Below are 24831 nucleotides of genomic sequence, written 5' to 3'. Positions count from 1 at the left end.
TCCTCAGGCCGAAGGGACCTGGATCAGACAGGTCCGCGCTTGCCGCCCACGGCTGTGGGCGGCCATGTCCTCACCCGGGGCACCCCACCGCAGTTGGAGGGTTGCCGTCCGGCCAGCCGGGGCTTGGCGCCGGAACTCATGACGGACCCGAACCTATCACCCGCGAAGTCCATTTCCCACTGAGATCGTTCTCACAGGCGGTGATCGGCGCTGCGGAAGGTCTCCTCGTGCGTGAGCGAGTCGTGCAGCCGCACGAACTCCGCACGCGACAGTTTCGGCCCGCTGCGCGCGAGCACGTCCCGTGCCCGCGCGGCTCCGCCGTGCAGCAGGTCGATCGCACTCATCGCCATCAGCTTCGCGGGCACCACGGCGGACGCGACGTGGTCGGCGGTGTAGAAGGCGTTGCTGTGGAAGGGCGCGTCGACCCCGGCCGCCGCCATCGCCTGCACCACGGGCATCACCTGGCCCAGGTCGCCCATGTCGGTGGAACCGCCGCCGGGACCGTCCAAACGCGCGTAACCGTCGCCGACCAGTTCGCGGGCGCTCGATTCCACCACCTCGGCCAGCGGGGCGTCGTCGGCGTAGGGCAGGAACGACACGGTGGTGAGGATCTCGACGTCCGCGCCCATCGCGAGCGCCCCGCCCCGCACCGCGCCCTGGACTCTCGCGGCGGCGTCACGCATGGCCTCGATGGTGCGGGCGCGCACGAGCACCTCCATTTCGGTCAGCGCCGGGATGGAGCTGACGGCCGAGCCCGCGCTGGTGATCAGGTGGTGCACGCGGATGCCGTCGCCCTCGCGGAACATCTCGCGGTGCGCGTCGATCGCGGAGATCGCCACGGTGGCGGCCTTGTAGGCGCTGATCCCGGCCTCGGGTGAGGCGGCGGCGTGGGCCGCGCGGCCGTGGAACCGCACCCGCATCAGCAGCGAGCCGGTCCCGGTGAAACCGAGGCCCAGCGCCGGTTCCGGCGTGCCAGCGTGGGTCAGGAGCGCGAGGTCGACGTCGTCGAAGTGCCCGAGCCGGATCAGCTCGGCCTTGCCCGCGGTGTGGTGCAGCTCCCCCGCGTCCCGCAGCGACAGCCGCCAGCCGGTCTGGATGCACTCCTCGGCGGGCACGGCGAACAGCACGACGTCGCCGTCCAGCTCGCCGAGCACCGGCCGCAGCCCGATGCCCGCGCCGACCATGGCGGCGACCTGCGAGTTGTGCCCGCACGCGTGTGCGGCGCCGGTCTCCGGGTCGGCGAACGGGTGGTCGGGGATCACCAGGCTGTCCAGCTCGCCGAGGATGCCGACCGCCGGGCCCGGCCCGCGGCCGCGCATCCGCGCCTTGACCCCGGTGCGGGCCAGCCCGGCCCGCGGGGCCAGGCCCAGCTCGGCGAACTTCCGGGCGACCACCTCGGCGGTGCGCGTCTCGCGGTAGCCGGTTTCGGGATGGCGCAGGATGTCTTCGCTCAGCGCGACGATCTCCGCGGCACGGCGGTCGATTTCCGCGCAGGCCCGGGCTTTCAGTTCGGCCGGGGTCATCCGAGCACGCTCCGGCCGATCGCGGTGAGCGCCGTGTCCTCCTGCGGCGCGTGCACGGCGGCGGACTGGATGTCGCGGAAGTGGCGCTCCAGCGGGCTGTGCCGGCTCAGGCCGGGATTGCCCAGCAGCCGCATCGCGAGCGACACCGCCGCGTGCACGTGCCGGTCGGCCAGCACCCGGGCGCTGAGCGCGCGCGTCGGCGGCAGCTCCTCTCCCGCGTCCAGGCGCCCGGCGACGCTCGTCAGCAGCTCCTCGGCACCGGACAGCAGCGTCTCGATCTCGCCCGCGGCCTGCGCGAACTTCTCCGTCGTGGCGAGGGGGCGGCCCAGGTTCGCGGGCACCCGGTCGTGCGCGAACCGGTGGAAGGCCCGCTGCGCCGCCCGCCCGACGCCGAGGTAGAGCGCGGCGAGCGGCAGGGCGGTCGCGGCGACGGCGAGGTTGTCCGGCGGGCCGCTTTGGGACGCCGCCTGGATCAGGAAGTCCGCCGGGATCTCGACGTCGGTGAACACCACGTCGTGGCTGCCGCTGGCCCGCAGCCCGAGCTGGTCCCACGTGCGCTCGATCCGGATACCGGGCGCGGAGGCGGGCACCGCGAACGTGCCGACGCGTGGCTCGGGCTCGTCGGTCGCCGCCCAGACCAGGAACCAGCTCAGCCCCTCGGCGCCGGTCGCGAACCGCTTGTGCCCGCTGACCGACCAGCCCGCCGCCGTCCGCCGCGCGGTGGTGGCGGGCAGCCCGCCCCGCGCGGGCGAGCCCAGCTCGGGTTCGACGCGCACGGTGTTGATCAGCGTCGGCCGCTGCGCGGACTCGGCGAGCACGCGCGAGTACAGCTCCTCCGGCCACTGCGCCTGGCGCGCCTGCCGGGCGTGGGTGATCAGCGTCATCGCGCAGATCAGCGCCACCGACGGGTCACCCTCGCCGAGCGCAGCGAGCACCTCCACCTGCCCGGCGAGGCCGAGCTCGCGCCCGCCGTACCGCCGCGCGACGGTCGACGTGAGCAGCCCGGCCTCGTGCACCGCCTCGACCCCGGCGGCCGGGAAGTCGCCGGTGCGGTCGTACTCGGCGGCGGTCTCGGCGAGCCGCCGCGTCACCTTCTCCAGGTCCACTGTGTCCCTCCCACTCCACGTCCGATCTTGCCAGGCGCGGCGGAGGGGACGGCGTCAGCGCAGCTGCTCGACCCGGACCCAGTCCACGGCGAACGTCACCCCGCCGGCGGCGATCTTGTCCACACTGGACTGCGGCAGGCCCCAGTACGGTGTGGTCACCTGGTTGTAGCCCGCGGGGTAGGCGCCGCCGAGGGCGAAGTTCAGGATCACGTACTGGTTGTGGTCGAACACCCACGCGCCCCGGGTCGCCTCGGTCTTGCGGCGCAGGATCTCCAGGTACTGCGTGCCGTCGAGGGCGAACCGCATCGCCGAGGGCGTCCACTCGACGCTGTAGGTGTGCCAGCTCTCGATGGTCTGGCCCGCCGGGAAGTTCTCGATGGTGCCGATGTTGCCGTCGGCGGAGTAGCCGGGGCCGTGCAGCGAGCTGCTGGTCCACGTGGCGTAGCCGATGTTCTCCATGATGTCCGTTTCGCCGCAGTCCGGCCAGGACACGGTGGGGTCGTCGACGTTGCTGCCCAGCAGCCAGAAGGCGGGCCAGAACCCGTCGCCCGCGGTCATCTTGAGCCGGGCGCTGACGCGGCCGTAGGTGAAGTTGACCGCGGTGCTGGTGTCGATGCGGGCGGAGGTGAAGTGGTAGGTGCCGCCGCCGGGCGCGGTGTAGCCGTTCGGCAGGTACTTCGGGGTGATGAGCAGTTGACTGTTCGCCACGGTCAGGGTGCTGGCGTCGTCGATGTAGGCCTGCGACTCACCGTTGACCGACCCCATCGTCGAGCCGGTGACGACGACACGCCACTTGCCGCGGTCGAGGCCGGGTCCGGTGAAGTCGTCGAAGAACACGGTCTGGTAGGTCCCGGCCGGGTCGGCGGGCGCGGCGGGGTACTCGGCGGTGGCGCTGCCGCCGGTGCCCCAGACCTGGAAATCGTAGAGGGCGTAGCCGAACTGGGCCGTGGCCGGGGCGGGGTTGTAGAAGCTGCGGCGGCGCAGGCCGAGCATCCGCACGTAGCGGCCGGTCGCGGGGCTGGGCAGGGTGATGCTGTCGTGGATGCCGGTCGAACTGCCGGGGGTGCCGATGTCGGCCGCGCGCTGGGCGACCTGGGCCGCGGTGGGCTGGTAGACCGTCTGCCAGGTGCGGTTGTCGGCGGAGACCTGGAGCTGGTAGTCGACGGCGTAGGCGGCTTCCCAGTAGAGGTCGAAGGCGGTGATGCGGGAGGTCGCCCCGAGGTCGACGGCGACCCAGCGCTGGTCGTTCCAGTCGCTGGCCCAGCGGGTGGTGTCGCCGGTGAGGCCGGAGGGGATGCCGCCGTCGAACGCGTTCTGCGGGGTGTGCCCGGCGTCCTGGTAGTAGTTGCCGTAGGCGGGATGCCCGAGGGCGAGGTTCGCGACCGCGGTGGACGCCGGCGTGGGGGCAGCGCCGAACACCTGGAAGGAGTAGAGCGAGTAGCCGTACGGGGTGGCGCGCTCGAGTCCGCGCAACCGTACGTAACGGCCGAGGGAGGGCTGCGGGTAGGTGTGGATCGTGACCGTGCCGCCAGTGCCCGCGTTTTCGGTGTAGACGGTGGTCCAGTTCGTGCCGTCGGCGGAGACTTCCACGACGTAGCGGCGGCCGTACGCGGCTTCCCAGGTGAGCACGACGTGGGTGACGCGGATGGTGGTGCCGAGGTCGATGCGCAACCAGGCGTCGTCGGCGAAGTTGCTGGCGAAGCGGGTGGCGGCGTTGCCGTCGAACGCGAGGCCGGGGCCGAGTCCGGCGTTCTCGCTGCCGGACGCGGTGGCGGCCCCGGGGTTCGCGGCATACGCGGCGGCGGCCCAGTCGCTGTTCCAGTCCACAGTGGACGCGGCGGAGGCGGAAGGCGCCCACTGGACGGCCCCGGTCGCGGTGGCTGTCGCGGTGACGGCGGCGAGCAGAACGGCGCTGCGGCGGGAGATCGCGGGCATGACACTCCTCGAAGGGTTTCGTGGGTGTTCAGGGCAACCCCGTCCAGGGCACTTCCCGCAGGGAGCATGATGACCTCGCGCAGGGCGGGTGTCAATGCGGGAAGCGCTTTCTCCTGCCGCTGCGACTGCCCACGTCCCGCCGGTGACTACTATCGGCGATCCTGATCGCCTGAGCGGAGATAGCGCGCCGTACCGGTGGGCGGGAAGCGCTTTCTCCCGCCGCTGCGACTGCCCACGCCCTGCCGGTCACGACTATCGGCGATCCGGATCGGCCGAGCGGAGCTGGCGCGCCGTACCTGTGGGCAGAAAGCGCTTTCTCCCGCCGCTGCGACTGCCCACGTCCCGCCGGTCACGACTATCGGCGATCCGGATCGGCCGAGCGGAGATGGCGCGCCGTACCTGTGGTCGGAAAGCGCTTTCTCCCACCGCTGCGACTGCCCACGCACTGCCGGTGACGACCATCGACGGCACGGATCGCGCCCGCGGATATGGCGCGTCGTACCTGTGGGCGGGAAGCGCTTTCCAGCCTGCTGCGGCCGCTGGCACTTCGCCAGCAGCCACTGTTGCCCAGCCGATACCGGCCACGTAAGCCATGGACCATCTGGAGTTTCGTCGCCCTCCTTGTTGGAAAGCGCTTTCTGCCGCCGCTGTCAGGAGGCGCTGCGCGCCGCTCCCGGCGCCAAACCCTCCCCACCCGAGGCCAGGAACGCCGCGACCGGCAGGGTCGCCGCGCCGCGGGCTACCGCGTCCGGGCCCAGTGCGCCCAGTTCGATCGAGGTCTGCGAGAAGGGCAGCCGCAGCGCGTGGGCTTGCGCCGCGTCCCGGATGCTGGGCAGCAGTGGCGCCATGGTCAGCCCGGCCCAGCCTCCGATGATCACCCGCCGGGGGTTGAACAGGTTCACCAGGTTCGCGATCCCCACCCCGATGCGCAGCGCCGTCTCCTCCAGCACCGCCCGCGCCGCCTCGCTCGCCGCACTCGCCTCGCTCCCGGCGCCCCAGGCACCCGCCGCATTGGCGCCACCCACCGCACCAGCGCTACCGGCCGCATCGCGAGCATCTGCTCCGCCCCAAGCACGCGCGCCACGCCCCGCACCGGCGCCACCCGCCGCACCCGCCGTGCTCCCGGCACCGGCGCCCCCAGCATCGGCCGCACCGACGCCACGCGCCGCGCTCCTACCACGCGCCGCATCGGCGGCACCCGCACCAGGCACGCCCCCGGCCCCGGCAGCAGTCACGCCATCGGCCGCACCGGCCGCGCGCCCGGCACCGGCCGCACCCCCGCCACCGGCCGCACCCGCCACGCCACCAGCCGCACCCCCGCCACCCGCCGCACCCCCGCCACCCGCCGCGGCTGTGCCTTCAGCACCACCACCCACCACCGCGCCGCCCTGGGCGAGTGCCACGATCCGCGCCAGTGCCTGCTCCTCGTTCCTCGCATCGAGGGGCATCGCGCCTGGCGTCTCGTGGTAGCGGGCGATCACCGCCTCCGCGCCGACGTACGCTTCCAGGCAGCCGCGGGCTCCGCAGCGGCAACGGCGGCCTCCGATCTCCACGTTGGTGTGGCCCCACTCACCCGCACTGGTGGTCGAGCCCCGCAAGACGGCACCGTCCGCGATGAGCGTTGCTCCGATGCCCGAGCCGATCAGCAGGAACACCGCGCTGTCCGTCGCGGGACCCGCGCCGAACCACAGCTCCGCCTGCCCCATCGTCGCGGCACCGTTGTCGACGAACAGCGGCAGATCCGTGTGCGCGCGCAACAACTCCTCCAGCGGCAGCGCGTCCCACCCCACCGTCTGCCCGTGCACCACCGCCGACGGCTCGTGCTGCACGATGCCCGGCACGCCGATCCCCACCCCGAGCACCCGCGCCGCACCCGCCGTCACCGCCCCCAGCCCCGCCACGATCCCGGCCACGATGCGGCCCGGGTCCGGCCTCGCCGCGTCCACGGGGATGTCCGCCGACGCCTGCTCGTGCAGCCCCAGATCGAACCGCTCCACGCGAATCCGTGTCTCGCCGACATCGATACCCACGACCGGGAACCGCTCCGTGTCGACGCGCAACAGGATCCGCGGCCGCCCGCCCTCGGACTCCACCGCCCCCGCCTCGACGACCACCCCGGCCTCGATCAGGTCCGCGGCGACATTGCTGACCGACGCGGAACTCAGACCGGTCGCCGAAATCAGGTCCTGACGGCTCAGCGGGCCGGAAAAGTACAGCTCCCGCAGCAGCCGGGCCCGGTTGGCCCGCCGCAGGTCGCGGACGTTCCTGCGCCCGGCGTCGGTCATGCGCCCACCCTCCCACCTCCGGCGGTCCCTCCCGCCGATCCTGCCCCCACTGTTGACGTGAGACTTACCTCACAGGTTAAATCACACCGTGAACTAAGTACCGAACAAAGTCTCCCCCCAGTGCGGCGGCCCCCGTCCTCCGCCGCGCCGCTCCCCGCCTCCCGCACCGATGACCCCGCCCAGGCTTTCACCGTCGAAAGGTCCGGCATGCGCCCGTCCTCGCGCCTTCGCTCCGCCCCGCGCCTTCGCTCAGTCCTGCTCACCACCGCCGTCTCGGCCGCGCTGGTGGCCTCCGCGTGCAGCTCCGGCGGCAGCGATGGCGGCGGAGGCGGCCCGCAGACCATCACCTACTGGGCCAGCGACCAGGGCAGCTCGATCTCCGAGGACACCCGGGTGCTCACCCCCGAGCTGGCGGAGTTCACCCGCCAGACCGGGATCAAGGTGAACCTGGAGGTGATCGGCTGGAACGACCTGCTCAACCGCATCCTCGCCGCGGCCACCTCCGGCGAGGGCCCGGACGTCGTCAACATCGGCAACACCTGGTCCACATCGCTGCAGGCCACCGGCGCGTTCCTGCCGGTCTCCGCAGACGTGCTCAACCAGCTCGGCGACACCGGCCGGTTCCTGCCCAACGCGCTCGCGGCCACCGGCGCGCCCGGGCAGGACCCGGTCGGCGTCCCGCTCTACTCGATGGCCTACGCGCTCTACTACAACAAGGCGATGTTCGCCGCCGCCGGGATCACGAACCCGCCCACCACCTGGGAGGAGTTCGTCGAGGACGGCAAGAAGCTCACCCACGGCGACCAGTGGGGCGTGAGCCTGGAGGGCGCCAGCACGTCCGAGAACGCCCACCACGCCTTCACGTTCAGCCAGCAGCACGGCGGCAGCTTCTTCGACGCCGCGGGCAAACCCACCTTCAACACGCCCCAGAACGTGGCCGCGATCAAGCAGTACGTCGACTTCGTGGCGACCGACAAGATCGCGAGCCCGAGCGTCGCCGAGTACTCCAACGGCACCGAGGCCGTGCAGGACTTCGCCACCGGCAAGGCCGCGATGCTGCTGTGGCAGACCGCGGACGCGCAGCTGGCCAACTACGGCATGAAGACCGACCAGTACGGCGTGGTGCCGATCCCGTTCCCCGCGTCCCCGCCCGCGGGCGCCAAGCACGTCGACTCCATCGTGGCCGGCATCAACGTGTCCGTCTTCGCCGGTACCCAGCACAAGGACGCGGCGCTGCAGTTCGTGAAGTTCCTGACCAGCAGGCAGACCCAGATCGACCTCAACAAGGCCTACAGCTCCCTGCCGTCGGTCACCGACGCCTACAACGACCCGGCGTTCCAGACCACGGCCGCGCAGGTCTACCGCAGGATCCTCACCGACTCCGCGGCCCCGATGCCCGCCGTGGCACAGGAAAGCCAGTTCGAGACGGCGATGGGCACCGTGCTGAAGAACCTGTTCGCCGCGGCGGCGAGCGGCAAGCCGGTCACCGAGCAGACCGTGGCGAACGAACTCGACCAGGCGCAGCAGCAGCTCAACGCGGGCGGCTGAGCACCCCGCTCACCCGACCGCCCCGCGCCCGGAAGGACTTCGCATGACCCTCGCCGCCGAAGCCGCGCAGCCCACGACGCGGCGGCCGCCACCCGCCCCGCGCGCGCCCCGCCGCTCGTGGGTGCGGGTGCGGCGGGCCGGCCTGCCGTACCTGTTCCTGCTGCCCGCCGTGGTGTTCGAGCTGCTCGTGCACGTGGTGCCGATGGTGGTCGGCGTCTTCATGAGCTTCCGGCAGCTGACCCAGTTCTTCATCCGGCACTGGAGCGCGGCCCCGTTCACCGGGCTGGCGAACTACCGCTTCGCGCTCGACTTCGACGGCGCGATCGGCCAGCGGCTGCTGCACTCCTTCGGCGTCACGTGCGCGTTCACGGTGCTCGCGGTCGCGTTCTCGTGGCTGCTGGGCACCGGCGCGGCCCTGCTGATGCAGGACCCGTTCCGCGGCCGCGGGCTGCTGCGGACGTACTTCCTCGTGCCGTACGCGCTGCCCGCCTACACCGCCGCGATCACGTGGGAGTTCCTGTTCCAGCGCGACAACGGACTGGTGAACCGGCTGCTCGTGGACGACCTGCACCTGTTCCGCGAGCCGCCGTTCTGGCTGCTGGGCGGCAACAGCTTCTTCGCGCTGGTGATCACGGCGGTGTGGCGGATGTGGCCGTTCGCGTTCCTCGTCGTGACCGCCGGGCTGCAGAACATCCCGCAGGACCTCTACGAGGCCGCCGCGCTCGACGGCGCCGGGGTGTGGCGGCGCATCCGGTCGGTGACGCTGCCGCAGCTGCGCCCGGTCAACCAGGTGCTCGTCCTGGTGCTGTTCCTGTGGAACTTCAACGACTTCAACACCCCGTACGTGCTGTTCGGCAACGTCGCCCCGCCGGAGGCGAACCTGGTGTCGCTGCAGATCTACGACACCTCGTTCCACAGCTGGAACTTCGGCTCGGGCTCCGCGATGTCGGTGCTGCTGTTGCTCTTCCTGCTGGTGGTCACGGCGGCCTACCTGTTCGTCACCAACCGGAGGAAGGCCGATGCCTGACCGCCGTTCCCCGCTCGCCCCGGCGGCCTCGTTCGTCTGGACCCGCCGGATCGGGCTGACCCTGCTGGGCCTGTTCACGTTCGTGCCGTTGTACGTCATGGTGAGCAGCTCGCTGAAACCGTTGCGGGACGTGCAGTCCGCGTTCGAGTGGTTTCCCGCGCACCTGACGCTGCGGCCGTACGTGGACATGTGGAGCACCGTGCCACTGGCGCACTACTTCCTCAACAGCCTCATCGTCTGCACGTGCTCCACCGTGGTGTCCGTGGTGGTCGCGATCCTGGCGGCGTACGCCGTGAGCAGGCACCGGTTCCCGGGACGGCGGGTCTTCAGCGTCACCGTGCTGTCGACGCAGATGTTCCCCGGCATCCTGTTCCTGCTGCCGCTGTTCCTCCTCTACGTCAACATCGGCGCGGCCACCGGCGTGAAGCTGTCGGGTTCCCTGCTGGGCCTGGTGATCACCTACCTCACCTTCACCCTGCCGTTCTCGATCTGGATGCTCGTCGGCTACTTCGACTCGATCCCGCGCGAGCTCGACGAAGCCGCGAAGGTCGACGGGAACGGCGAGCTCGGTTCGCTGGTGCGGATCATCCTCCCGGCCGCCGTGCCCGGCATCGTCACCGTCGCGGTGTACTCGTTCATGACCGCGTGGGGCGAGGTGCTCTTCGCGTCGGTGATGACCGGCGACGCCACCCGCACGCTCGCCGTCGGGCTGCGCAACTACGCCTCGCAGAACGACGTGTACTGGAACCAGATCATGGCCGCGTCACTGGTGATCAGCGTGCCCGTGGTCGCGGCTTTCCTGCTGCTGCAGCGGTACCTCGTCGCCGGCCTGACCGCAGGCTCGGTCAAGTAACCCTCCCCTCCGCACCGCGATCCGAGGAGTCCCATGCCTTTTCCCGACCTCTCCGTGTTCGGCCCCGGCTTCACCTGGGGCGCGGCCACCGCCGCGTACCAGGTCGAGGGCGGGGTCGCCGAGGACGGCCGGTGTCCGTCCATCTGGGACACGTTCTGCCGCGTTCCGGGGGCGATCGACAACGGCGACACCGGGGACGTGGCGTGCGACCACTACCACCGCTGGCCCGAGGACGTCGCGCTGATGCGGAAACTCGGCCTGACGTCGTACCGGTTTTCGATCGCGTGGCCGCGGATCGTCCCCGGCGGCACCGGTGCGGTGAACCAGGCGGGCCTGGACTTCTACGACCGGCTCGTCGACGCCCTGCTGGACGCCGGGATCCGTCCGAACGCGACGCTCTACCACTGGGACCTGCCGCAGGTGCTGCAGGACCGCGGCGGCTGGCCCGCGCGCGAGACGGCCTACGCCTTCGCCGAGTACGCCGCCGTGGTCGCGGCGCGCCTCGGCGACCGCGTCACGGAGTGGGCCACGCTCAACGAACCGTTGTGCAGCGCGTGGATCGGGCACCTCGAAGGGCGCATGGCCCCCGGGCTTACCGATCTGACCGCCGCCGTGCACGCCGGGTTCCACCTGCACCTCGGGCACGGCCTGGCCGCGCAGGCGGTCCGCGCCGCGTCGCCCGGCGAGGTCCGGCTGGGCATCACCAACAACCTGAGCACGTGCGAGCCCGCGACTCCGGCCGACGCGGACATCGCCGCGGCCCGGCGAGCCGACGGGCACATCAACCGCTGGTGGCTCGACCCGGTCTTCGGCCGCGGCTACCCGGCCGACATGCTGGAGGTCTACCAGGTGGATCTGCCCGAGCGGCCGGGCGACCTCGCGACGATCGCGCAGCCGCTCGACTGGCTCGGCGTCAACTACTACTTCCGCCAGATCATCGCCGACGACCCCGGCGCGGTCGCCCCGTTCACCCGGCAGCTGCCCGGCCCCGGTCCCCGCACGGCGATGGACTGGGAGGTCCACGCGGCGGGGCTGGAAGAGCTGCTGCTGCGCGTGAGCCGGGACTACGGCGCGCGGGAGCTGGTGGTCACCGAGAGCGGCGCGGCGTACGACGACGTGGTCGCTCCCGACGGCTCGGTGCACGACCCCGAGCGCTCGGCCTACCTGACCGAGCACATCGCCGCGTGTGCCCGCGCCAAGGCCGCGGGCGCGCCGCTGACCGGGTACTACGTCTGGTCGCTGCTGGACAACCTGGAGTGGGCCTACGGCTACGACAAGCGGTTCGGCCTGGTGCACGTCGACTACCGGACCCAGCGGCGGACGATCAAGAGCAGCGGCCACGACTACGCGGACCTGATCCGCGCGCACCAGAGCGTGTTCGAGAAGCAGGCGGGGTGAGCGTCAGAGCGCCGCGTTGCCGGTGAGCACGCGGCGGACCAGCGGCGCGACGTCGGAGTGGACCTCCATCGCGGCCTTGATGAGCCCGCGAGGAGGATCATCCGCGAGAGTAGTGGCGGCCCTTCCACTCCGCGCCCCGCCCTCGCCAGTGCCGCACCGCGGAGTCGAGCGTCATCAGCAGGTACAGCGTCGCGGTGACGGGCAGCAGCGGGGCGGCCGCCGGGTTCAGCCGGTAGTACCGCAGCATCGGCACGAACGTCAGCGTCATGACCAGCCAGGCCGCGGCCGAGAACGCGCACGTCGGCGTGTCCGGCAGGAGCGCGCCGGCGACCGTCAGGACGGGCGGGACGAGGAACACCAGCGCGAGCCCGACGACGGTTCCCGCGAGCAGCAGCGGCGAGTGCCGCAGCTGCGTGTACGCGCTGCGGGAGATCATGCGCCACAAGGAACCCAGCGTCGGATAGGGGCGCACGCTCCGGACGTGGTCCGCGAGCCCCAGCCAGATCCGCCCGCCAGTGCGCTTGATCGCGGTACCGAGCGCCACATCGTCGATCACCGCGCCCCGGATCGCCGCCACTCCCCCGGCGCGCTCCAGTGCCGTGCGGCGCACCAGGCAGCAGCCGCCCGCGGCGGCGGCGGTCCGCGTGCCCGGGCGGTTCACCCGGCGAAACGGATAGAGCATCGCGAAGAAGTACACGAAGGCCGGGACGACCAGCCGCTCCCACGCGGTTTCCGTGCGCAGCACCGCCATCTGCGACACGAGGTCCCGTTCGCCCGCGGCTTCGACGAGCGCCGTCAGCGACTCCGGGTCGTGCGCGATGTCGGCGTCGGTGAGCAGCAGGAAGTCCACCTCGCCCGCGGTCGCCACGCCGTGCGCGACCGCCCACAGCTTGCCCGTCCAGCCCGGCGGCACCGGCCCCGGCGACGTCACCGTCAGCGGCAGACCGCCCTCGCGGGCAAGCCTTTCCGCCGCCGCGGCGGTGCCGTCGGTGCTGCCGTCGTCGACCAGGACCACCCGCGCCCGGCCCGGATACCGTTGCGAGAGCAGGCCGGGCAGGGTCAGCGGCAGCACGTCCGCCTCGTCGCGCGCGGGCACCACGACCGCCACCGAGGGCCACACCGGCGGCGTGCGGCGCGGCGGCAGCCGCTGCCCCGTCCGCCAGAACCCGCCGTGGCACAGGGCCAGCCCGGCCCACACCAGCAACGCCACCCCGGCCACCACGCGCACGACGATCACGGGAAGCAGCCTGCCAAACGATCCCCGGTTTGCGCCGCGAGCCCCGGCGCCGCACCGTGGAAGCAACACGGAAGAGGGTGCGGCCATGGTCCGGTGGGAGCGGAGCGAATCGGCCGGCGACCGGACGTCCCACCGCCGTGGTGGCGACCCGGTCGCACTGGCGGTGGTCACGTGCGACGCGGCGAAGGCGGTGCGGGACGTCAGCGTCCGTCTGCACGAGGAAGCCCGGCGGGCCTGCGACGCCGCCCGCGCCGCCCGGGAACGGGCGCGGGACCTGCGGACGACGGCGAAGCCGCTTCCCGACGGCGACTCGGTGCGCTGATCCGCGCTACCGGTGCCCGATCTGCTCGGCGATCCAGTCGAGCACGACGTCCACGCGGGCCAGGACCTCCGTCCCCGGCTGCGGGCAGTCCGGCCCGTAGTTCTCGATCGCCACGAGCTGCCCGTGCACGTTGTCGCCGGAGACGTAGAACGGCGAACCGGAGTCGTCCTTGCAGGGACTGTTCTCGACGGTCCTCGGCACGACCGGCTGCGCTTCGAGGGTGTACGCGTTGATCTTCGTGACGCGGAAGTTGCCGCGCTTGAGGTGGTCCGACTGCGTGACGACCGTCGGCGAGAGCGAGCCCCAGCCCGCGAACGCGAGTTCCTGCCCCACCTTGGGCTTCCCGTCCAGCGACAACGGGGTGATGCCGGTGATCGGCGTGCTGAGCTTCACCACCGCGAGGTCGTTCACCGGGGACTGGCGCACGGTCACCACCTGCGCGGTCTGCCCGCCGGTGTCGCTGTCCTTGTTCTTCCCGACCGTGACGCTCATGTGGTATGGCGGCTGCCCGCCCACGCGGTTGCCCGCCAAGTCGTGGAAGCAGTGCCCGGCGGTGATCACCCAGCTCGGGTCGATCAGCGAGCCGCTGCAGCCGCCGCCGCGCACCCCGCCGTCCTCGGTCGGGATGTCCTTCGAGCTGAGCTTCGCGTTGAACGGCAGGATCACCGCGGGTTTCGGGGCGGCGGTGGTGCTCTCGCCCGCCGGCACGTCGGCCCTCGCGCCGGTGGCCGCGGGCCGCGACACGGCCTGCTCGCTCGCGGTGCCCGCCTGACGCGGCACCGCGTAGGTGTACGCCCCACCGGCCCCCGCCACCACGGCGAGGGCCAGTGCGCAGTGCCAGGCGAACCTCCGCCCCCTCGAACTGGTTCTCACCCCTGCTATGACGTACGGGACCCCGGGGGTGGTTCGGTCTCTGTGATTTCGGATACGGCAGATTGCCCGCCGGTGCACCTTCCGCTGTCCGTCGAGGCTGGATCCTGCCCAGGGCGCAACGCGTCCATGACCAGATCGAGCAGCCGGGCGGTCTGTTCCGAGGTGCTGTCGGGGGCTGTCGTCAGCAGCACCCCGAGGAGCATCGCGGTGACGTCCCCGGGTTCGACGTCGCCGCGCAGCGATCCCGCGCGCGCACCGGCTTCGAGGAAGGTCGCGACCGCGGCGGTGACCCGCTCGCGGGCCGGCGGCGTGAGCCGCCCCGCCGCCAGCCCGGTGCGCAGCGCGTCGACCATTCCGCGCTTCATCGCGACGAACTGCGCGTAGCGGCCCAGCCAGGCGCGGAGTGCCGCGTCGGGCGGCAGTTCGCCGAGCAGCGCGGGCGCGCTGGTGGTGAGGTCGTCCAGTTCGGCGGCGTAGACGGCCTCGAAGAGCGCGTCCCGGGTCGGGAAATGGCGGTACAGCGTGCCGATCCCGACCCCGGCTTCCCGGGCGATGCTTTCGAGCGGCACGGCCGTGTCGGCGGTGGCGAACGCTTCCCGCGCGACGGCGACGAGGTGCTCACGGTTGCGTTTCGCGTCCGCGCGCAGCGGACGTCCGGGCGGACTCAAAGCGGAGGGACCTCCGTTAGTGCTACGGTTCCGCTAGGCGGAGGTTCCTCCGCTTCCTCATCCTCCCACAGGCAGGACTTCCGGCATGACCTCCACTCCCCGCCCCGGCGGCACCGGTTCCCTCGCCCGGCGCACGGTTTCCCGCGTCGGCTACGGCACAGCGCAGCTCCCACGGCTGGCCGAGGACCGCGCCGCGGCCGTCGCGCTCGTGCGCCGCGCGGTCGAGCTCGGCGTCGACCACATCGACACCGCGCAGTTCTACGGGTTCGGCTTCGCCAACGAGGTGCTGAGGGAGGCGCTCCGCGGGGGCGACGAGGTCCTCGTCGTCAGCAAGGTCGGCGCCGATCCCCACCCCGGCGGGCGGCTCCCGCTCCGGCTCGCGCAACGGCCGGAGGAGCTGCGGGCGAGCGTGGAGGACAACCTGCGCAGCCTCGGCGTCGAGCAGGTGCCGGTCGTGAACCTGCGGCGCACGGACACCGGTCCCGGCGGCCGGGTCGAGGGGAACCAGGTGGTCGACCTCGACGACCAGCTCGCCGTGCTGACCGCGCTGCGGGACGAGGGCAAGATCGGCGGGATCGGCCTGAGCAGCGTGTCCCCCGAGATCCTGCGCCGGGCGCTGCCGGCGGGCATCGTGTGCGTGCAGAACGCCTACAGCCTCGTCTCGCGTGAGGACGAGGAGGTCCTGCGGCTCTGCGTCGCCGAGGACATCGCGTGGGTGCCGTACTTCCCGCTGGGCGGCGCGGTTCCCGGCCTGCCGAAAGTGACCGACGAGCCCGCGGTCCTCGCCGCCGCGGAGTCCCTCGGGTGCACGCCGTCGCAGCTCGGGCTGGCCTGGCTGCTGCGGCGCTCGCCGAACGTCCTGCTCATCCCGGGCACCGCGGATCCCACGCACCTGGAGGCCAACCTCGCCGCGGGCGCGATCGACCTGGACGACGAGACATTGGCGGCGCTCGACGCCGTACCGTCCCGCTCGATGCGGGTTTCCCCCTGAGTGGCGGGATCCACGGAGGCCGCAGCTACAGCCCGGCCACGAACGCCTCCAGCCGGGTGGCGATCTCGCCGGGCGCCTCCAGCGGGGACAGGTGCCCGGTGCCGGGGAGGACGGCCATGGTCGCGGTCGGCAGGAACGGCAGCAGGCGCTCGGCCAGCACCGCGGGCGGGTCGACCTGGTCCCGTTCCCCGGCGAGCACCAGCACCGGCACCTCGACCCGCCCGACAATATCGCCGATGTCCTCGGCGATGCCCTCGCGAGGCCAGGTGAGCCGGGCGTCCTCGGTGGCGGCGAGGCTGTCGGCGACCACCCGCTCCCGCACGTCGTCCGGCAGTGGCCGGTGCGTCAGCACGTGGTCCAGCGCGCCGCGCACGGTTTCCGCGTTGTCGTAGGCGTGCGCGAGCGCCTCCTGCTCCTGCGGGCCCACGGCGGGCCGGGCCGGTGCCGGGGCCACCAGCACCACGCCCGCGAGACCCGCCGGCCGCCCGGCCGCGACCAGCTGCGCCACCTTCCCGCCCATCGAGTGTCCGATGAGGACATACCGGTCGAGCCCCTCGACCACTTGCCTCGCGTCCTCGGCCAGCTGGGTCAGTCCGTACGGCCCGGGCAGCTCGCGCGCCGCGCCCCAGCCCCGCTGGTCGTAGCGCACCACCGGCCTGCCGGGAGCCACCCGCTCGGCCACCCGGGCGAAGGTCTCGCCGGACCCGCCCCAGTAGTGCAGGAACACCAGCGCCGGGCCGGTACCCGGCCGGAACCGCACGGGCAGCACGCCCCCGGCCACCTTCACGTCTTGTGTCGTTTCCATGGCTTCGACGCTAGGCGCGCGGTGCCGCGCAGCCCAGGTACGCTTCGGTCCTGTCATGGTGGAAAACGGACAGCAACCCGCCATCAGAACCGTGCGCTACCGCGTCGCGGAGGACTCGCCGTTCGGCGTCGAGGTGCTCACCTTCGGCCGGCTTCGAGCCCTTCCGGCGGGAAAGCAGCCGACCACGGTGCACCGGGCGGACTTCCACGTGCTCGCCCTCGCGAATTCGGGGCGCGGCACGGCCACGGTGGATTTCGTCCGGCACCGCCTCGAACCCGGCCAGGTGGTCTGGATCCGTCCGGGGTGGACGCACTCGTGGGAGGACATCCGCGAGGTCACCGGCACGGTGGTGTTGTTCCGGCCCGAGTTCGTGCCCGCCGGTTCGCCGGGCGCCGACCCGCTCGGCCCGGCGGTTTGGCGCCCGGAGCACGCGGACCTGGTGCGGCTGGCGGCCGAGCACCTGCGCCGCGAGTACGCGGCGGCGGTCGCCGGGCCGGGCGGCGCCGCGATCCTGGGGCACCTGCTGGAGGTCCTGCTGCTGCGGACCGCCGACGGGGCGCCGCGGCCCGCCGACAACCGGGAGGTGTTCGCCGCGTTCAGCCGCGCCGTGGAGACTGGGTACCGGCGTTCCCGTGAGGTCGCCTGGTACGCCCACCGGCTCGGCTACGCGCCGCGGACCCTGCGCCGCGCCACGCAGGAGGCGCTCGGGATCGGCGCGAAGCGGTTCATCGACGACCGGGTGGTGCTGGAGGCCAAACGCCTCCTCGCCCACGACGGGCTTTCCGTCACCGCCTGCGCCCACCGGCTCGGCTTCGACGACCCGGCGAACTTCGCGAAGTTCTTCCAGTCCCGGGCGGGCGTCTCCCCCGGGGCCTTCGCCGAGGACCAGCGGTGGCGCCGGTAGCGGAACCGGCGCCGCCGCGGGGGCTCACACCTTGGCGCGCAACGGGGTGCGGGCCCGCAGGTCGAGCTCGATCTGCTCCAGGCTGCGGCCCTTGGTCTCCGGCACGAGCCACTTCGTCAGGCCGAACAGCACCACGTTCACGGCCGCGAACACGAACATCGAGCCACCGATGCCCAGTGCCTTCGCGTCGGACATCAGCGGGAACACCGCGGTCACGATGCCGGTCGCCGCCCACAGCACGACGCTGCCGACGCCCATGCCCGCCGCCCGCTCGCGCAGCGGGAACACCTCGGCCATCATCACCCACACGACCGCGCCCCAGCCGAGCTCGTAGCCCACCAGGTACAGGATCATCATCACCAGCATCAGCACGCCGAGGGTGCCGGTGTCCTTGACGTTGAGCACCGTCAGTCCGGCGCCGACGAGCGTCACCACCATGATCACGTTGCCGATCAGCAGCAGCGGCTTGCGGCCCCAGCGGTCGACGACGAACACGACCCACGCGGTGAACAGGAACTTCGTGATCCCCAGCAGCACGCCGGACAGCAGGGCGGCCTGGGTGGCGAAGCCGAGGCCGATCAGCATGGTCGGGAAGTACGCGTTGACCGCGTTGACGCCGCAGAACTGCTGCCCGACCGCGAGCAGCACGGCCACGATCAGCATCGGGCGCACCCACGGCGCCCACAGGTCGCGGATGCGCCCCTTCTCCTCGGTGTCGAGCCGGACGACCTCGCGGATCTTCGCGAGCTCCCCGTCGATGTCGGAGCTACCGCCGTGCGAGCTGACCAGCACCGAACGCGCCTCGTCCTCGCGGCCGTTCTTCAGCAGCCACCGCGGGGTCTCCGGCAGCGCGATCAAACCGAAGAACAGGACCACCGCCGGGATGACGGCGCCGGCGAACATCGCGCGCCAGTTCGCCGCCGAGCCGAGCCAGTAGCTCACCAGGAACGCGATGAGGATGCCGAGCACGATGAAGATCTGGTTGAGCGCGCCCATCGCGCCCCGCAGCCTCGCGGGTGCCAGCTCCGAGAGGTAGGTGGGCACGGTGGAGGACGAGAACCCGATGCCGATGCCGATGATCAGCCGCGAGATCACCAGCAGCGTGAACGTCGGCGAGAACGTCGCCGCGAGCGTGCCGAGCACCACGACCACGGCGGCCGCCATGATGGTGCGCCGCCTGCCGATGATCTCGTTGGTGCGCGGCGAGAAGATCGCACCGAGCACCGCGCCGACGGAGATGCTCGCGGTGATGATGCCCTTGTCCCAGCTGGTCAGCGACCACACCTTGGTGATGAACGGCAGCGCGCCGGAGATGACCCCGAGGTCGTAGCCGAACAGGATGCCCCCGAGCGCGCCGAAGAAGTACAACGTGGTCCTGTTGATGGTCCGCCGTGGTGGCGCTGTCCGCGTCATTGCCGAGTCGCCTCTTTCCTGGTTCCCGATGGGGTCGAAGGGATGGGGAGTTGCTACCGCGGCCGGACCACGCTGGTCGCGCCGAGGGCCACGGGTACCGCCACCGTCTGCCCGCGCGCGGTGACCCGGACGGTGTCCTGCAGCTGGGTGGGGTCGGCGACGGCGAGCTGCCACGCGCCGCGCACGCGCCCGAGCGCGACCGAGGCAGGCCCGGAGACGCGCACGCCGCCGGCGGTGCCCGCGGCGAAGAAGTTCGCCAGCAGCGTGCCGCCGGGCAGCCGGATCGCCTGCACCTCCGGGGTGTTCGCCAGGACTTGCCACGCGAACGCCGACGCCGCCGTCGCGAGCACGGACGCGCCGGGCAGCACGGCGTAGGCGTAGCTCGCGCCGGACGGGCGGACGCCGTGGTCGAGGACCAGCTTCTGGTAGCGGCGCGGGTAGGGCACGGTGGTGCCCTTGGTGTTCGCGCCGGTGTCGATGTCGCGCCAGGTGCCCGTCCGGTCTTCACGCAGCGCCGTCACTTTCGCACCGTCGAGCACGCGGTAGCCCCCTACGTCGGCCAGATGCAGCCACTGTGGACGGAGCACTGTGGACCGTCCTAACGCGACCTTGACCGGTGCGCCGTCCGTCAGCAAAGCGTTGTCGCCGCCCTCGCCGACGTTGCGGTTCTCGATGGTCGTGCGCACCCGCTGCCCCGAGCCGTCGGTGATGCCCGCACCGAGGCAGAGGATCCCCGCCGGAGTGAAGAACCAGGACTTCCTCGCGGTCAGCGTGCCGTCGGCCGAGACGAAGTCCAGCGCGTAGGCGCCGTGCCGTTCGTCGTGGCGGACGCCACCGGTGTGGGCGCGGGGAGTCAGCGGAGTGGAGCCGAGCGGCCCGGGGTCGCCGTCCTTCGCCGTGGTACCGGGCAGCAGCAGCGGGTCGACGGTGGGCCAGTAGGCGTCGGAGTAGTGCCCGCGTGCCGTCGGGAGGAACGTGTACAGCACGCCGTCGCCGGTGTACCAGCCGTGCAGGTTCATGGAGTTGATCGACTCGTAGCGCGAGATGCGCGTGGAGCCCACGCCGAGCGAGGCCGACCAGTCCGGCGTGGTGTGCACCATGCGGTCCTGCTGGCCGAAGATCCGGTGCTCGGCGACGGTGGCCGCAGGCCGGACACCGGTGGCCAGCACCTCCTGGGCGAACTCGATGCCCGGTACGGCGACGAGATCCGGCCCCGGCGCGAACCGCTCGGGGTCGGAGATCTCGAAGAACGGCGCGTACGTCCCCTCGGAGATCCACTTCGCGACGAGCCCGGCGAGCTGGGCCCGCGCCCGCCCGGTCGCCGTGCGCGCCAGCACGGCGGTGGCCACGGTGAGCTGGTGCCCGATGTCGTGCCCGGTCTCGCCCTGACGCGAGAGCATCCGGCCGCGCACGGGTTCCATCAGCGCGCCGCCGGCGACGAACGGCGCGAAGGTGTCCGGCACCAGCGCGTACACCTGCTCCTTGAGACCGGCGGGCAACGCGAACTCCGTGCCCTCGGTGACGTGCAGGGCCCCCGCGAGCGCGGTGAGCAGCACGATGCCGTAGTGCCCGGGATACGGGATCGTCTCGTGCTGCAGGAAGGAGCCGTCGGTGTGGAAGCCGTCGCCGTGCTCCACCTTGGCCAGCAGGCTCGCCGCTCCCCCGCCCGCGACGTCAGTGATCGCGTCGATGCCGGTGCGGATCCACGCCGGGTCGCCGACGAGCGCTCCGGACACGATGGAAATGAGGGCCTTGTCCGCGCGGTTCGCGCCGGTCTCCACAGTGGACGGACTGTTCGCGCGCCGGTTCGGGTCGCCGGCGAACCGCCGCACCGGCCGGACGTAGCGCGCGAGGTCGGCCGGGTCGAGCCGTTCGGCGACGGTGACCAGGGTGTGCAGCAGGTAGTACGGGATGCCGATCTCGTAGGTGTACCAGTTGCCGATCTCGCCGATGTTCTCGTGGTACTGGTTGGCGTACAGCAGTTCGAGCGCCGCCGTGATCCGCGACGGCACCTCGGGGTTTCCGCCGAGGGTGCCGCCCGGTGTCCCCCAGTCGACGGCGATCGCGCGCAGCCTCCCGTACATCGACGTGGTGTAGTCGCTGCCGGGGCCGAACGGCAGGTCCGTCCACAATGGTCCGTCGCCGCTCACGTTCATGGTGTCGTAGTAGGACTTCGCGACGCGCCCGAGGTTCGCCAGTGCGGCCGTGCGCTCCGGGGACGGCCGGTTGATGCCCGTCTGCAGTTCGCGGTACCCAGAGACGACGGACGACTCGGCCGCTCCTGCGGAGCGGACAGCGACGCCCGCCAGTGCGGCCGAGGCCGCGGCGCCCCACAACACCGTTCTCCGGCTGATCATGACCAGGCTCCCGTCGGGTCTAGGCGGCCTCGATGCCTTTCAGCACGGAGAAACCGTGGTCGACGATGCGCTCCAGCCGGTCGAGCTGGTCCCGCGTCGGTTCGCCGAGCGGCGGCCGGACCGGGCCCACCTTGTCGCCCCGCAGCCGTGCGGCCGCCTTGACGAGCGAGACCGCGAACCCGGGGGTCTCGTCGCGCAACGCGACGAACGGGAGGTAGAACCCCGCCAGCAGCGCGTCCATCACCGCGGTGTCGCCCTCGGTGAGCGCCCGGTGGAACCGGTGCGCGATCCGGGGCGCGAAACAGTGCACGGCGGAGGAGTAGCGGGCGACGCCGATCGCGGCGTACGCCTTCGCCGACATCTCGGCGGTGGGCAACCCGTTGAAGAACAGGAAGTTCCGCGCCCGGTCGGTGTCCGTGGCACGGATGGCGGTGACGATCCGGGTCATCAGGTCGACGTCGCCGTAGCCGTCCTTCAGCCCCACCACCGACGGCAGGTCGAGCAGCGCCCGCGCGGTCGCGGCGGTGAACACGCCCGGCGAGCGGTGGTAGACGACGACCGGGACCGACGTGTCGCCGAGGGCGTAGCGGACATGGTCGACGAGCCCGCGCGGCGGCCCGGACACCAGGTACGGCGGCAGGAGCAGCACCCCGTCGGCGCCGCCCGCCGCGGCGGCCGCGACCCCGGCCCGCGCGGAGGCGGCGCCCCCGCCCGCGCCGACCCAGACCGGAACCCGGCCGGCGACCACGTCGCGCGCGGTGTGCAGGAGCGCCGCCAGCTCTTCGGGGGCGAGTGAACTGAACTCCCCGGTGCCGCACGCGACGAACAGCGCTCCCGCCCCGGCGGCGACGTGGCTCTCGACGTGCTCGGCGAACGCGTCGAGATTCAGCGACAGGTCCTCGGCGAACGGGGTGAGGGGAAAGGCGAGCAGGCCGTCGAGCGCGGGAGGCGTCATCTAGAGTCCGTTCACATATCTGAATGAGTACCTATATGGGGACGTATTCGGGAAAGTAGTATGACCGCCGTCACAAGTCAATGGGTCATTCGTCCCCTCTGCCGACGTAACCGGACCCGGGTCCGGTTACCGTATTCTGGGCGTCATGACAGCGAAACTGGACGGCACGGCGGCACTGGTCACGGGCGCGAGCAGCGGGATCGGCGCGGCGACGGCGGAGGAGCTGGCCCGCCAGGGCGCGGCGGTGGCGCTGCTGGGCCGCCGCCGCGAGCGGCTGGCGGAGGTCGCGGCGGGGATCGAAGCGGCGGGTGGCCGGGCGCTGGTGGTCCCGGCGGACATCACCGACCGGCAGCAGGCGGCCGAAGCGGTGGAGCGGACGGTCGCCGGGCTCGGGCGGCTGGACACGGTGGTCAACAACGCCGGGCTCATGCTCGTCGGTCCCGTCGCCGACGCCCCCGAGGGCGAATGGGAACGAATGATCCGGGTGAACGTCGAGGGGCTGCTGTACGTCACGCAGCTGGCGATCCCGCACCTGACGCGGGCGGCGGCGGACGGGCCCCGGCGGGTCGCGGACGTCGTCAACATCAGCTCGACGGCGGGCCGCGTCGCGCGGGCGGGCACCGCGGTCTACAACCTCACGAAGTTCGGGGTGAACGCCTTCACCGAGGCGCTGCGGCAGGAGCTGCTGGAGCGCCGGGTCCGCGTGAGCGTGGTCGAACCGGGCACCGTGGACACCGAGCTGGTGTCGCACATCCGCGACGAGCTGCGTGACGCGGTCGCCCGGCAGACCACCGAGATCGAGCGGCTGCGACCGCGGGACATCGCCGACGCGGTCGCCTGGATCGTGACGCGGGAGCGGCACGTGGCGGTGAACGAGATCCTCGTGCGCGCGGCCGAGCAGACGTGGTGACGGAGCGGAGGCTGCGCGCAGACGCGCGCGACAACCGCGAACGCCTGCTGGAGGTCGCCGCGGCGGCGTTCGCTCGGGAGGGCACGCAGACGTCGCTGAAGGCGATCGCCCGTGCGGCGGGGGTCGGGATCGGCACGCTGTACCGGCGCTTCCCGACCCGCGAGGCGCTGGTCGAGGCGGTCTACCGCAACGAGGTGGACAGGTTGTGCGCGGCCGCGCCGGAGCTGCTCGGGCAGTGCCCGCCGGCCGGCGCGCTGCGGGCGTGGATGGAGCGGTTCGTCGACTTCATGGCCGCCAAGGAGGGGATGGCGGACACCCTGCGGGCGGTGTTGCTGTCCGAAGTGGACCGGCTGCACACCCGGGACCGCCTGCGCCAGGCGATCGGCACCCTGCTGGACGCGGGAGCCGCGGCGGGCGCGGTGCGCGCGGACCTCGCGCCGAACGACGTGCTGCTGGCGCTGGGCGGGATCACGATGATCGCCGGAGCGGAGCAGCAGCGAAAGCTGGCGTCCCGCCTGATCGACCTCCTGCTGGGCGGCGTACTGACGAGCGTCCACAGTGGACCCCGTTAGCCGGTGTACCGGGCCACGTCCCCCGTCGTCGCGAGCTCCGCCAGCGCCCGGCCCACGGCGGGCAGGAACTGGAACCCCTGCCCCGCGAAACCGGACCCCACCACCACCGGACCCCTGCGCGCGACGACGAACTCCGACGCCGCGTACCGGCACTCCCCCGTGGCCGCCGTGTCCGGGTCGGCGCCCGGCAGCCACTCGTGCGCGTACCGGCGCAGGGCCCGCTGCCGGGCCGCCGGGTCGCCCGCGCCCGGCGCGAGGAACCCCACCGAGAGCCCGGCGCCGGGTTCCGCCATGCCGCACACCGCGCCCGGATAGCCCCCGGCGGCCAGCTCCGGCCGGTCGAGGTGGTGGAAGAACACCGGCCAGTCCAGGTCCGCCCGCACCGCCGCGAAATCCACCGTCCGCTCGGCGTTCGCCCGCGGGGCGAACCCGCCCGCGAGGTTCGCCGACGACGCTCCGGCCGCCACGACGACCCGCCGCGCGCGGTAGCCGCGTTCGGTGGTCCGGACCTCCACGAGATCGTCACCCCGCGGCTCGATCCCGGTCACCGGCTCACCCCGCCGCACGACGGCTCCCTGGCGCACCGCCGCCGCGCGCAGGGCGGGCACGCCGACCCCGGCGTCGATCCGGCCCGCCAGCGGGTGGAAGAACACACGTCCGGCGTAGCGCAGGCCCGGCCAGCGCTCGACCGCCTCCTCGGGCGGCAGCCAGCGCCCCGGCTTGCCCACCGCGTCCGCGGCCCACGCCAGGAGGTCCAGGTCCTCGGTGTGCCCGTGCGCGACCCCGCCGGTCAGCGTCAGCACCCGCGTCGAGGTCTCCTGCTCCAGCTCCCGCCACAGCGGCAGCGCCTGCAGCGCGAGGTGGTTGTGCGACAGCTCGGCCCCGGCGACGCGGAAGACCTCGGCGGCGCGGCACGGCTCGTCGGCCGGGCGCGCTTCGAGCACGAGCACGTCCACCCCGCGGGCCGCGAGCTGCCATGCCGCGGCCGAGCCCGTGCCGCCGGCCCCCACCACGACGACGTCGGCCTCGCGCCCGCTCACCGCCCGCACCTTCTTTCCACTGTGGACACAGCGTTTTCCGCGTCCCGACAGCATGCACCCGGAACGCGGGGAAAATCAAACGGTCCACATCATGAGCCAACGCCGCAGG

At 72.4% G+C, this 24831-nt stretch carries 21 protein-coding genes and 1 riboswitch; of the genes, 9 read left to right on the top strand and 12 right to left on the bottom strand.

Features of this window, described 5'->3' with window-relative positions; translation table 11 throughout:
- Window positions 1-30 precede the first annotated feature (30 nt).
- Window positions 31-144: riboswitch (SAM riboswitch) on the bottom strand.
- Window positions 145-191: 47 nt separating this feature from the next.
- The 4 genes from FHX82_RS21170 to FHX82_RS21155 form a co-directional block, all read right to left on the bottom strand.
- Window positions 192-1523: an amidohydrolase gene (locus FHX82_RS21170; RefSeq protein WP_145934028.1), complete on the bottom strand. Its 1332-nt coding sequence runs from the start codon at window positions 1521-1523 to the stop codon at window positions 192-194.
- A complete protein-coding gene (locus FHX82_RS21165; RefSeq protein ID WP_222425946.1) occupies window positions 1520-2629 on the bottom strand; it encodes an acyl-CoA dehydrogenase family protein in 1110 nt (369 codons plus the stop codon). Before FHX82_RS21165 ends, FHX82_RS21170 begins: the two co-directional genes overlap by 4 nt.
- A 54-nt stretch (window positions 2630-2683) precedes the next feature.
- On the bottom strand, window positions 2684-4564 hold the full coding sequence (locus FHX82_RS21160; RefSeq protein WP_145934029.1) for a discoidin domain-containing protein: 1881 nt from the start codon (window positions 4562-4564) through the stop codon (window positions 2684-2686).
- 650 nt (window positions 4565-5214) lie between these two features.
- Window positions 5215-6849, bottom strand: coding sequence for an ROK family protein (locus tag FHX82_RS21155; protein ID WP_183176724.1), 1635 nt, complete (start codon window positions 6847-6849; stop codon window positions 5215-5217).
- A gap of 207 nt (window positions 6850-7056) precedes the next feature.
- Between FHX82_RS21155 and FHX82_RS21150 the strand changes: the two genes are divergently transcribed.
- From FHX82_RS21150 to FHX82_RS21135, 4 genes are read left to right on the top strand one after another with little or no spacing between them, the layout of a single operon-like run.
- Window positions 7057-8397, top strand: a complete 1341-nt coding sequence (locus FHX82_RS21150; protein WP_145939246.1) for an ABC transporter substrate-binding protein — start codon at window positions 7057-7059, stop codon at window positions 8395-8397.
- Window positions 8398-8440: 43 nt separating this feature from the next.
- Window positions 8441-9424, top strand: coding sequence for a carbohydrate ABC transporter permease (locus tag FHX82_RS21145; RefSeq protein WP_145939247.1), 984 nt, complete (start codon window positions 8441-8443; stop codon window positions 9422-9424).
- Window positions 9417-10277, top strand: coding sequence for a carbohydrate ABC transporter permease (locus FHX82_RS21140; protein ID WP_145939248.1), 861 nt, complete (start codon window positions 9417-9419; stop codon window positions 10275-10277). The genes FHX82_RS21145 and FHX82_RS21140 overlap by 8 nt, the downstream gene beginning before the upstream one ends.
- Before the next feature lie 33 nt (window positions 10278-10310).
- Complete coding sequence (locus FHX82_RS21135) at window positions 10311-11675, top strand: GH1 family beta-glucosidase (protein ID WP_145939249.1); 1365 nt, start codon at window positions 10311-10313, stop codon at window positions 11673-11675.
- Between the two features lie 97 nt (window positions 11676-11772).
- Here FHX82_RS21135 and FHX82_RS21130 read toward each other — a convergent pair whose 3' ends face one another.
- Window positions 11773-12912, bottom strand: coding sequence for a glycosyltransferase (locus tag FHX82_RS21130; RefSeq protein WP_229880672.1), 1140 nt, complete (start codon window positions 12910-12912; stop codon window positions 11773-11775).
- A gap of 85 nt (window positions 12913-12997) precedes the next feature.
- Here FHX82_RS21130 and FHX82_RS21125 point away from each other — a divergent pair, with 85 nt between their 5' ends.
- Window positions 12998-13234, top strand: a complete 237-nt coding sequence (locus FHX82_RS21125) for a hypothetical protein (RefSeq protein WP_145939251.1) — start codon at window positions 12998-13000, stop codon at window positions 13232-13234.
- A 6-nt stretch (window positions 13235-13240) separates the two neighbouring features.
- On the opposite strand, the gene FHX82_RS21120 is transcribed toward FHX82_RS21125, so the two are convergent.
- Window positions 13241-14107: a S1 family peptidase gene (locus FHX82_RS21120; RefSeq protein WP_229880670.1), complete on the bottom strand. Its 867-nt coding sequence runs from the start codon at window positions 14105-14107 to the stop codon at window positions 13241-13243.
- Window positions 14108-14112: 5 nt separating this feature from the next.
- Window positions 14113-14775 carry a TetR/AcrR family transcriptional regulator gene (locus FHX82_RS21115; protein ID WP_145939252.1) on the bottom strand — a complete coding sequence of 221 codons (663 nt, stop codon included), beginning with the start codon at window positions 14773-14775 and terminating at the stop codon, window positions 14113-14115.
- An 85-nt stretch (window positions 14776-14860) separates the two neighbouring features.
- On the opposite strand from FHX82_RS21115, the gene FHX82_RS21110 reads away from it, so the two are divergent.
- On the top strand, window positions 14861-15766 hold the full coding sequence (locus FHX82_RS21110; RefSeq protein WP_145939253.1) for an aldo/keto reductase: 906 nt from the start codon (window positions 14861-14863) through the stop codon (window positions 15764-15766).
- 25 nt (window positions 15767-15791) lie between these two features.
- On the opposite strand, the gene FHX82_RS21105 is transcribed toward FHX82_RS21110, so the two are convergent.
- Window positions 15792-16571 carry an alpha/beta fold hydrolase gene (locus tag FHX82_RS21105; RefSeq protein ID WP_145939254.1) on the bottom strand — a complete coding sequence of 260 codons (780 nt, stop codon included), beginning with the start codon at window positions 16569-16571 and terminating at the stop codon, window positions 15792-15794.
- 55 nt (window positions 16572-16626) lie between these two features.
- Here FHX82_RS21105 and FHX82_RS21100 point away from each other — a divergent pair, with 55 nt between their 5' ends.
- Window positions 16627-17475 carry a helix-turn-helix transcriptional regulator gene (locus tag FHX82_RS21100; RefSeq protein WP_183176723.1) on the top strand — a complete coding sequence of 283 codons (849 nt, stop codon included), beginning with the start codon at window positions 16627-16629 and terminating at the stop codon, window positions 17473-17475.
- Window positions 17476-17499: 24 nt separating this feature from the next.
- Here the strand turns inward: FHX82_RS21100 and FHX82_RS21095 are convergent, their stop codons facing one another.
- Genes FHX82_RS21095 through FHX82_RS21085 form a run of 3 tightly spaced genes read right to left on the bottom strand, consistent with a single transcriptional unit; the run spans window position 17500 to window position 22200 of the window.
- Window positions 17500-18888 carry a sugar porter family MFS transporter gene (locus FHX82_RS21095; RefSeq protein ID WP_183176722.1) on the bottom strand — a complete coding sequence of 463 codons (1389 nt, stop codon included), beginning with the start codon at window positions 18886-18888 and terminating at the stop codon, window positions 17500-17502.
- A 53-nt stretch (window positions 18889-18941) separates the two neighbouring features.
- Window positions 18942-21245, bottom strand: coding sequence for a polysaccharide lyase 8 family protein (locus tag FHX82_RS21090; RefSeq protein WP_145936561.1), 2304 nt, complete (start codon window positions 21243-21245; stop codon window positions 18942-18944).
- 19 nt (window positions 21246-21264) lie between these two features.
- The gene (locus FHX82_RS21085) at window positions 21265-22200 is read right to left on the bottom strand and encodes a 5-dehydro-4-deoxyglucarate dehydratase (protein WP_145936560.1); all 936 of its coding nucleotides are present in this window, start codon (window positions 22198-22200) and stop codon (window positions 21265-21267) included.
- Between the two features lie 145 nt (window positions 22201-22345).
- Here FHX82_RS21085 and FHX82_RS21080 point away from each other — a divergent pair, with 145 nt between their 5' ends.
- Together FHX82_RS21080 and FHX82_RS21075 are read left to right on the top strand one after the other, a co-directional pair.
- Window positions 22346-23110 (top strand): SDR family NAD(P)-dependent oxidoreductase, encoded by a 765-nt coding sequence (locus tag FHX82_RS21080; protein WP_145936559.1) that lies wholly within the window; start codon window positions 22346-22348, stop codon window positions 23108-23110.
- Complete coding sequence (locus FHX82_RS21075) at window positions 23107-23682, top strand: TetR/AcrR family transcriptional regulator (protein ID WP_229880668.1); 576 nt, start codon at window positions 23107-23109, stop codon at window positions 23680-23682. Before FHX82_RS21080 ends, FHX82_RS21075 begins: the two co-directional genes overlap by 4 nt.
- Here the strand turns inward: FHX82_RS21075 and FHX82_RS21070 are convergent.
- Entirely contained in the window at window positions 23679-24722 is a 1044-nt protein-coding gene (locus tag FHX82_RS21070) for an FAD-dependent oxidoreductase (protein ID WP_183176721.1), read from the bottom strand. The genes FHX82_RS21075 and FHX82_RS21070 overlap by 4 nt on opposite strands.
- Window positions 24723-24831: the final 109 nt, after the last annotated feature.

This window comes from Amycolatopsis bartoniae (assembly GCF_014191255.1).
Classification (GTDB): Bacteria; Actinomycetota; Actinomycetes; order Mycobacteriales; family Pseudonocardiaceae; genus Amycolatopsis_E; species Amycolatopsis_E bartoniae.
The sequence above is the reverse complement of the archived record's forward strand: the minus strand, read 5'-3'. Positions and strand labels throughout refer to the sequence as shown.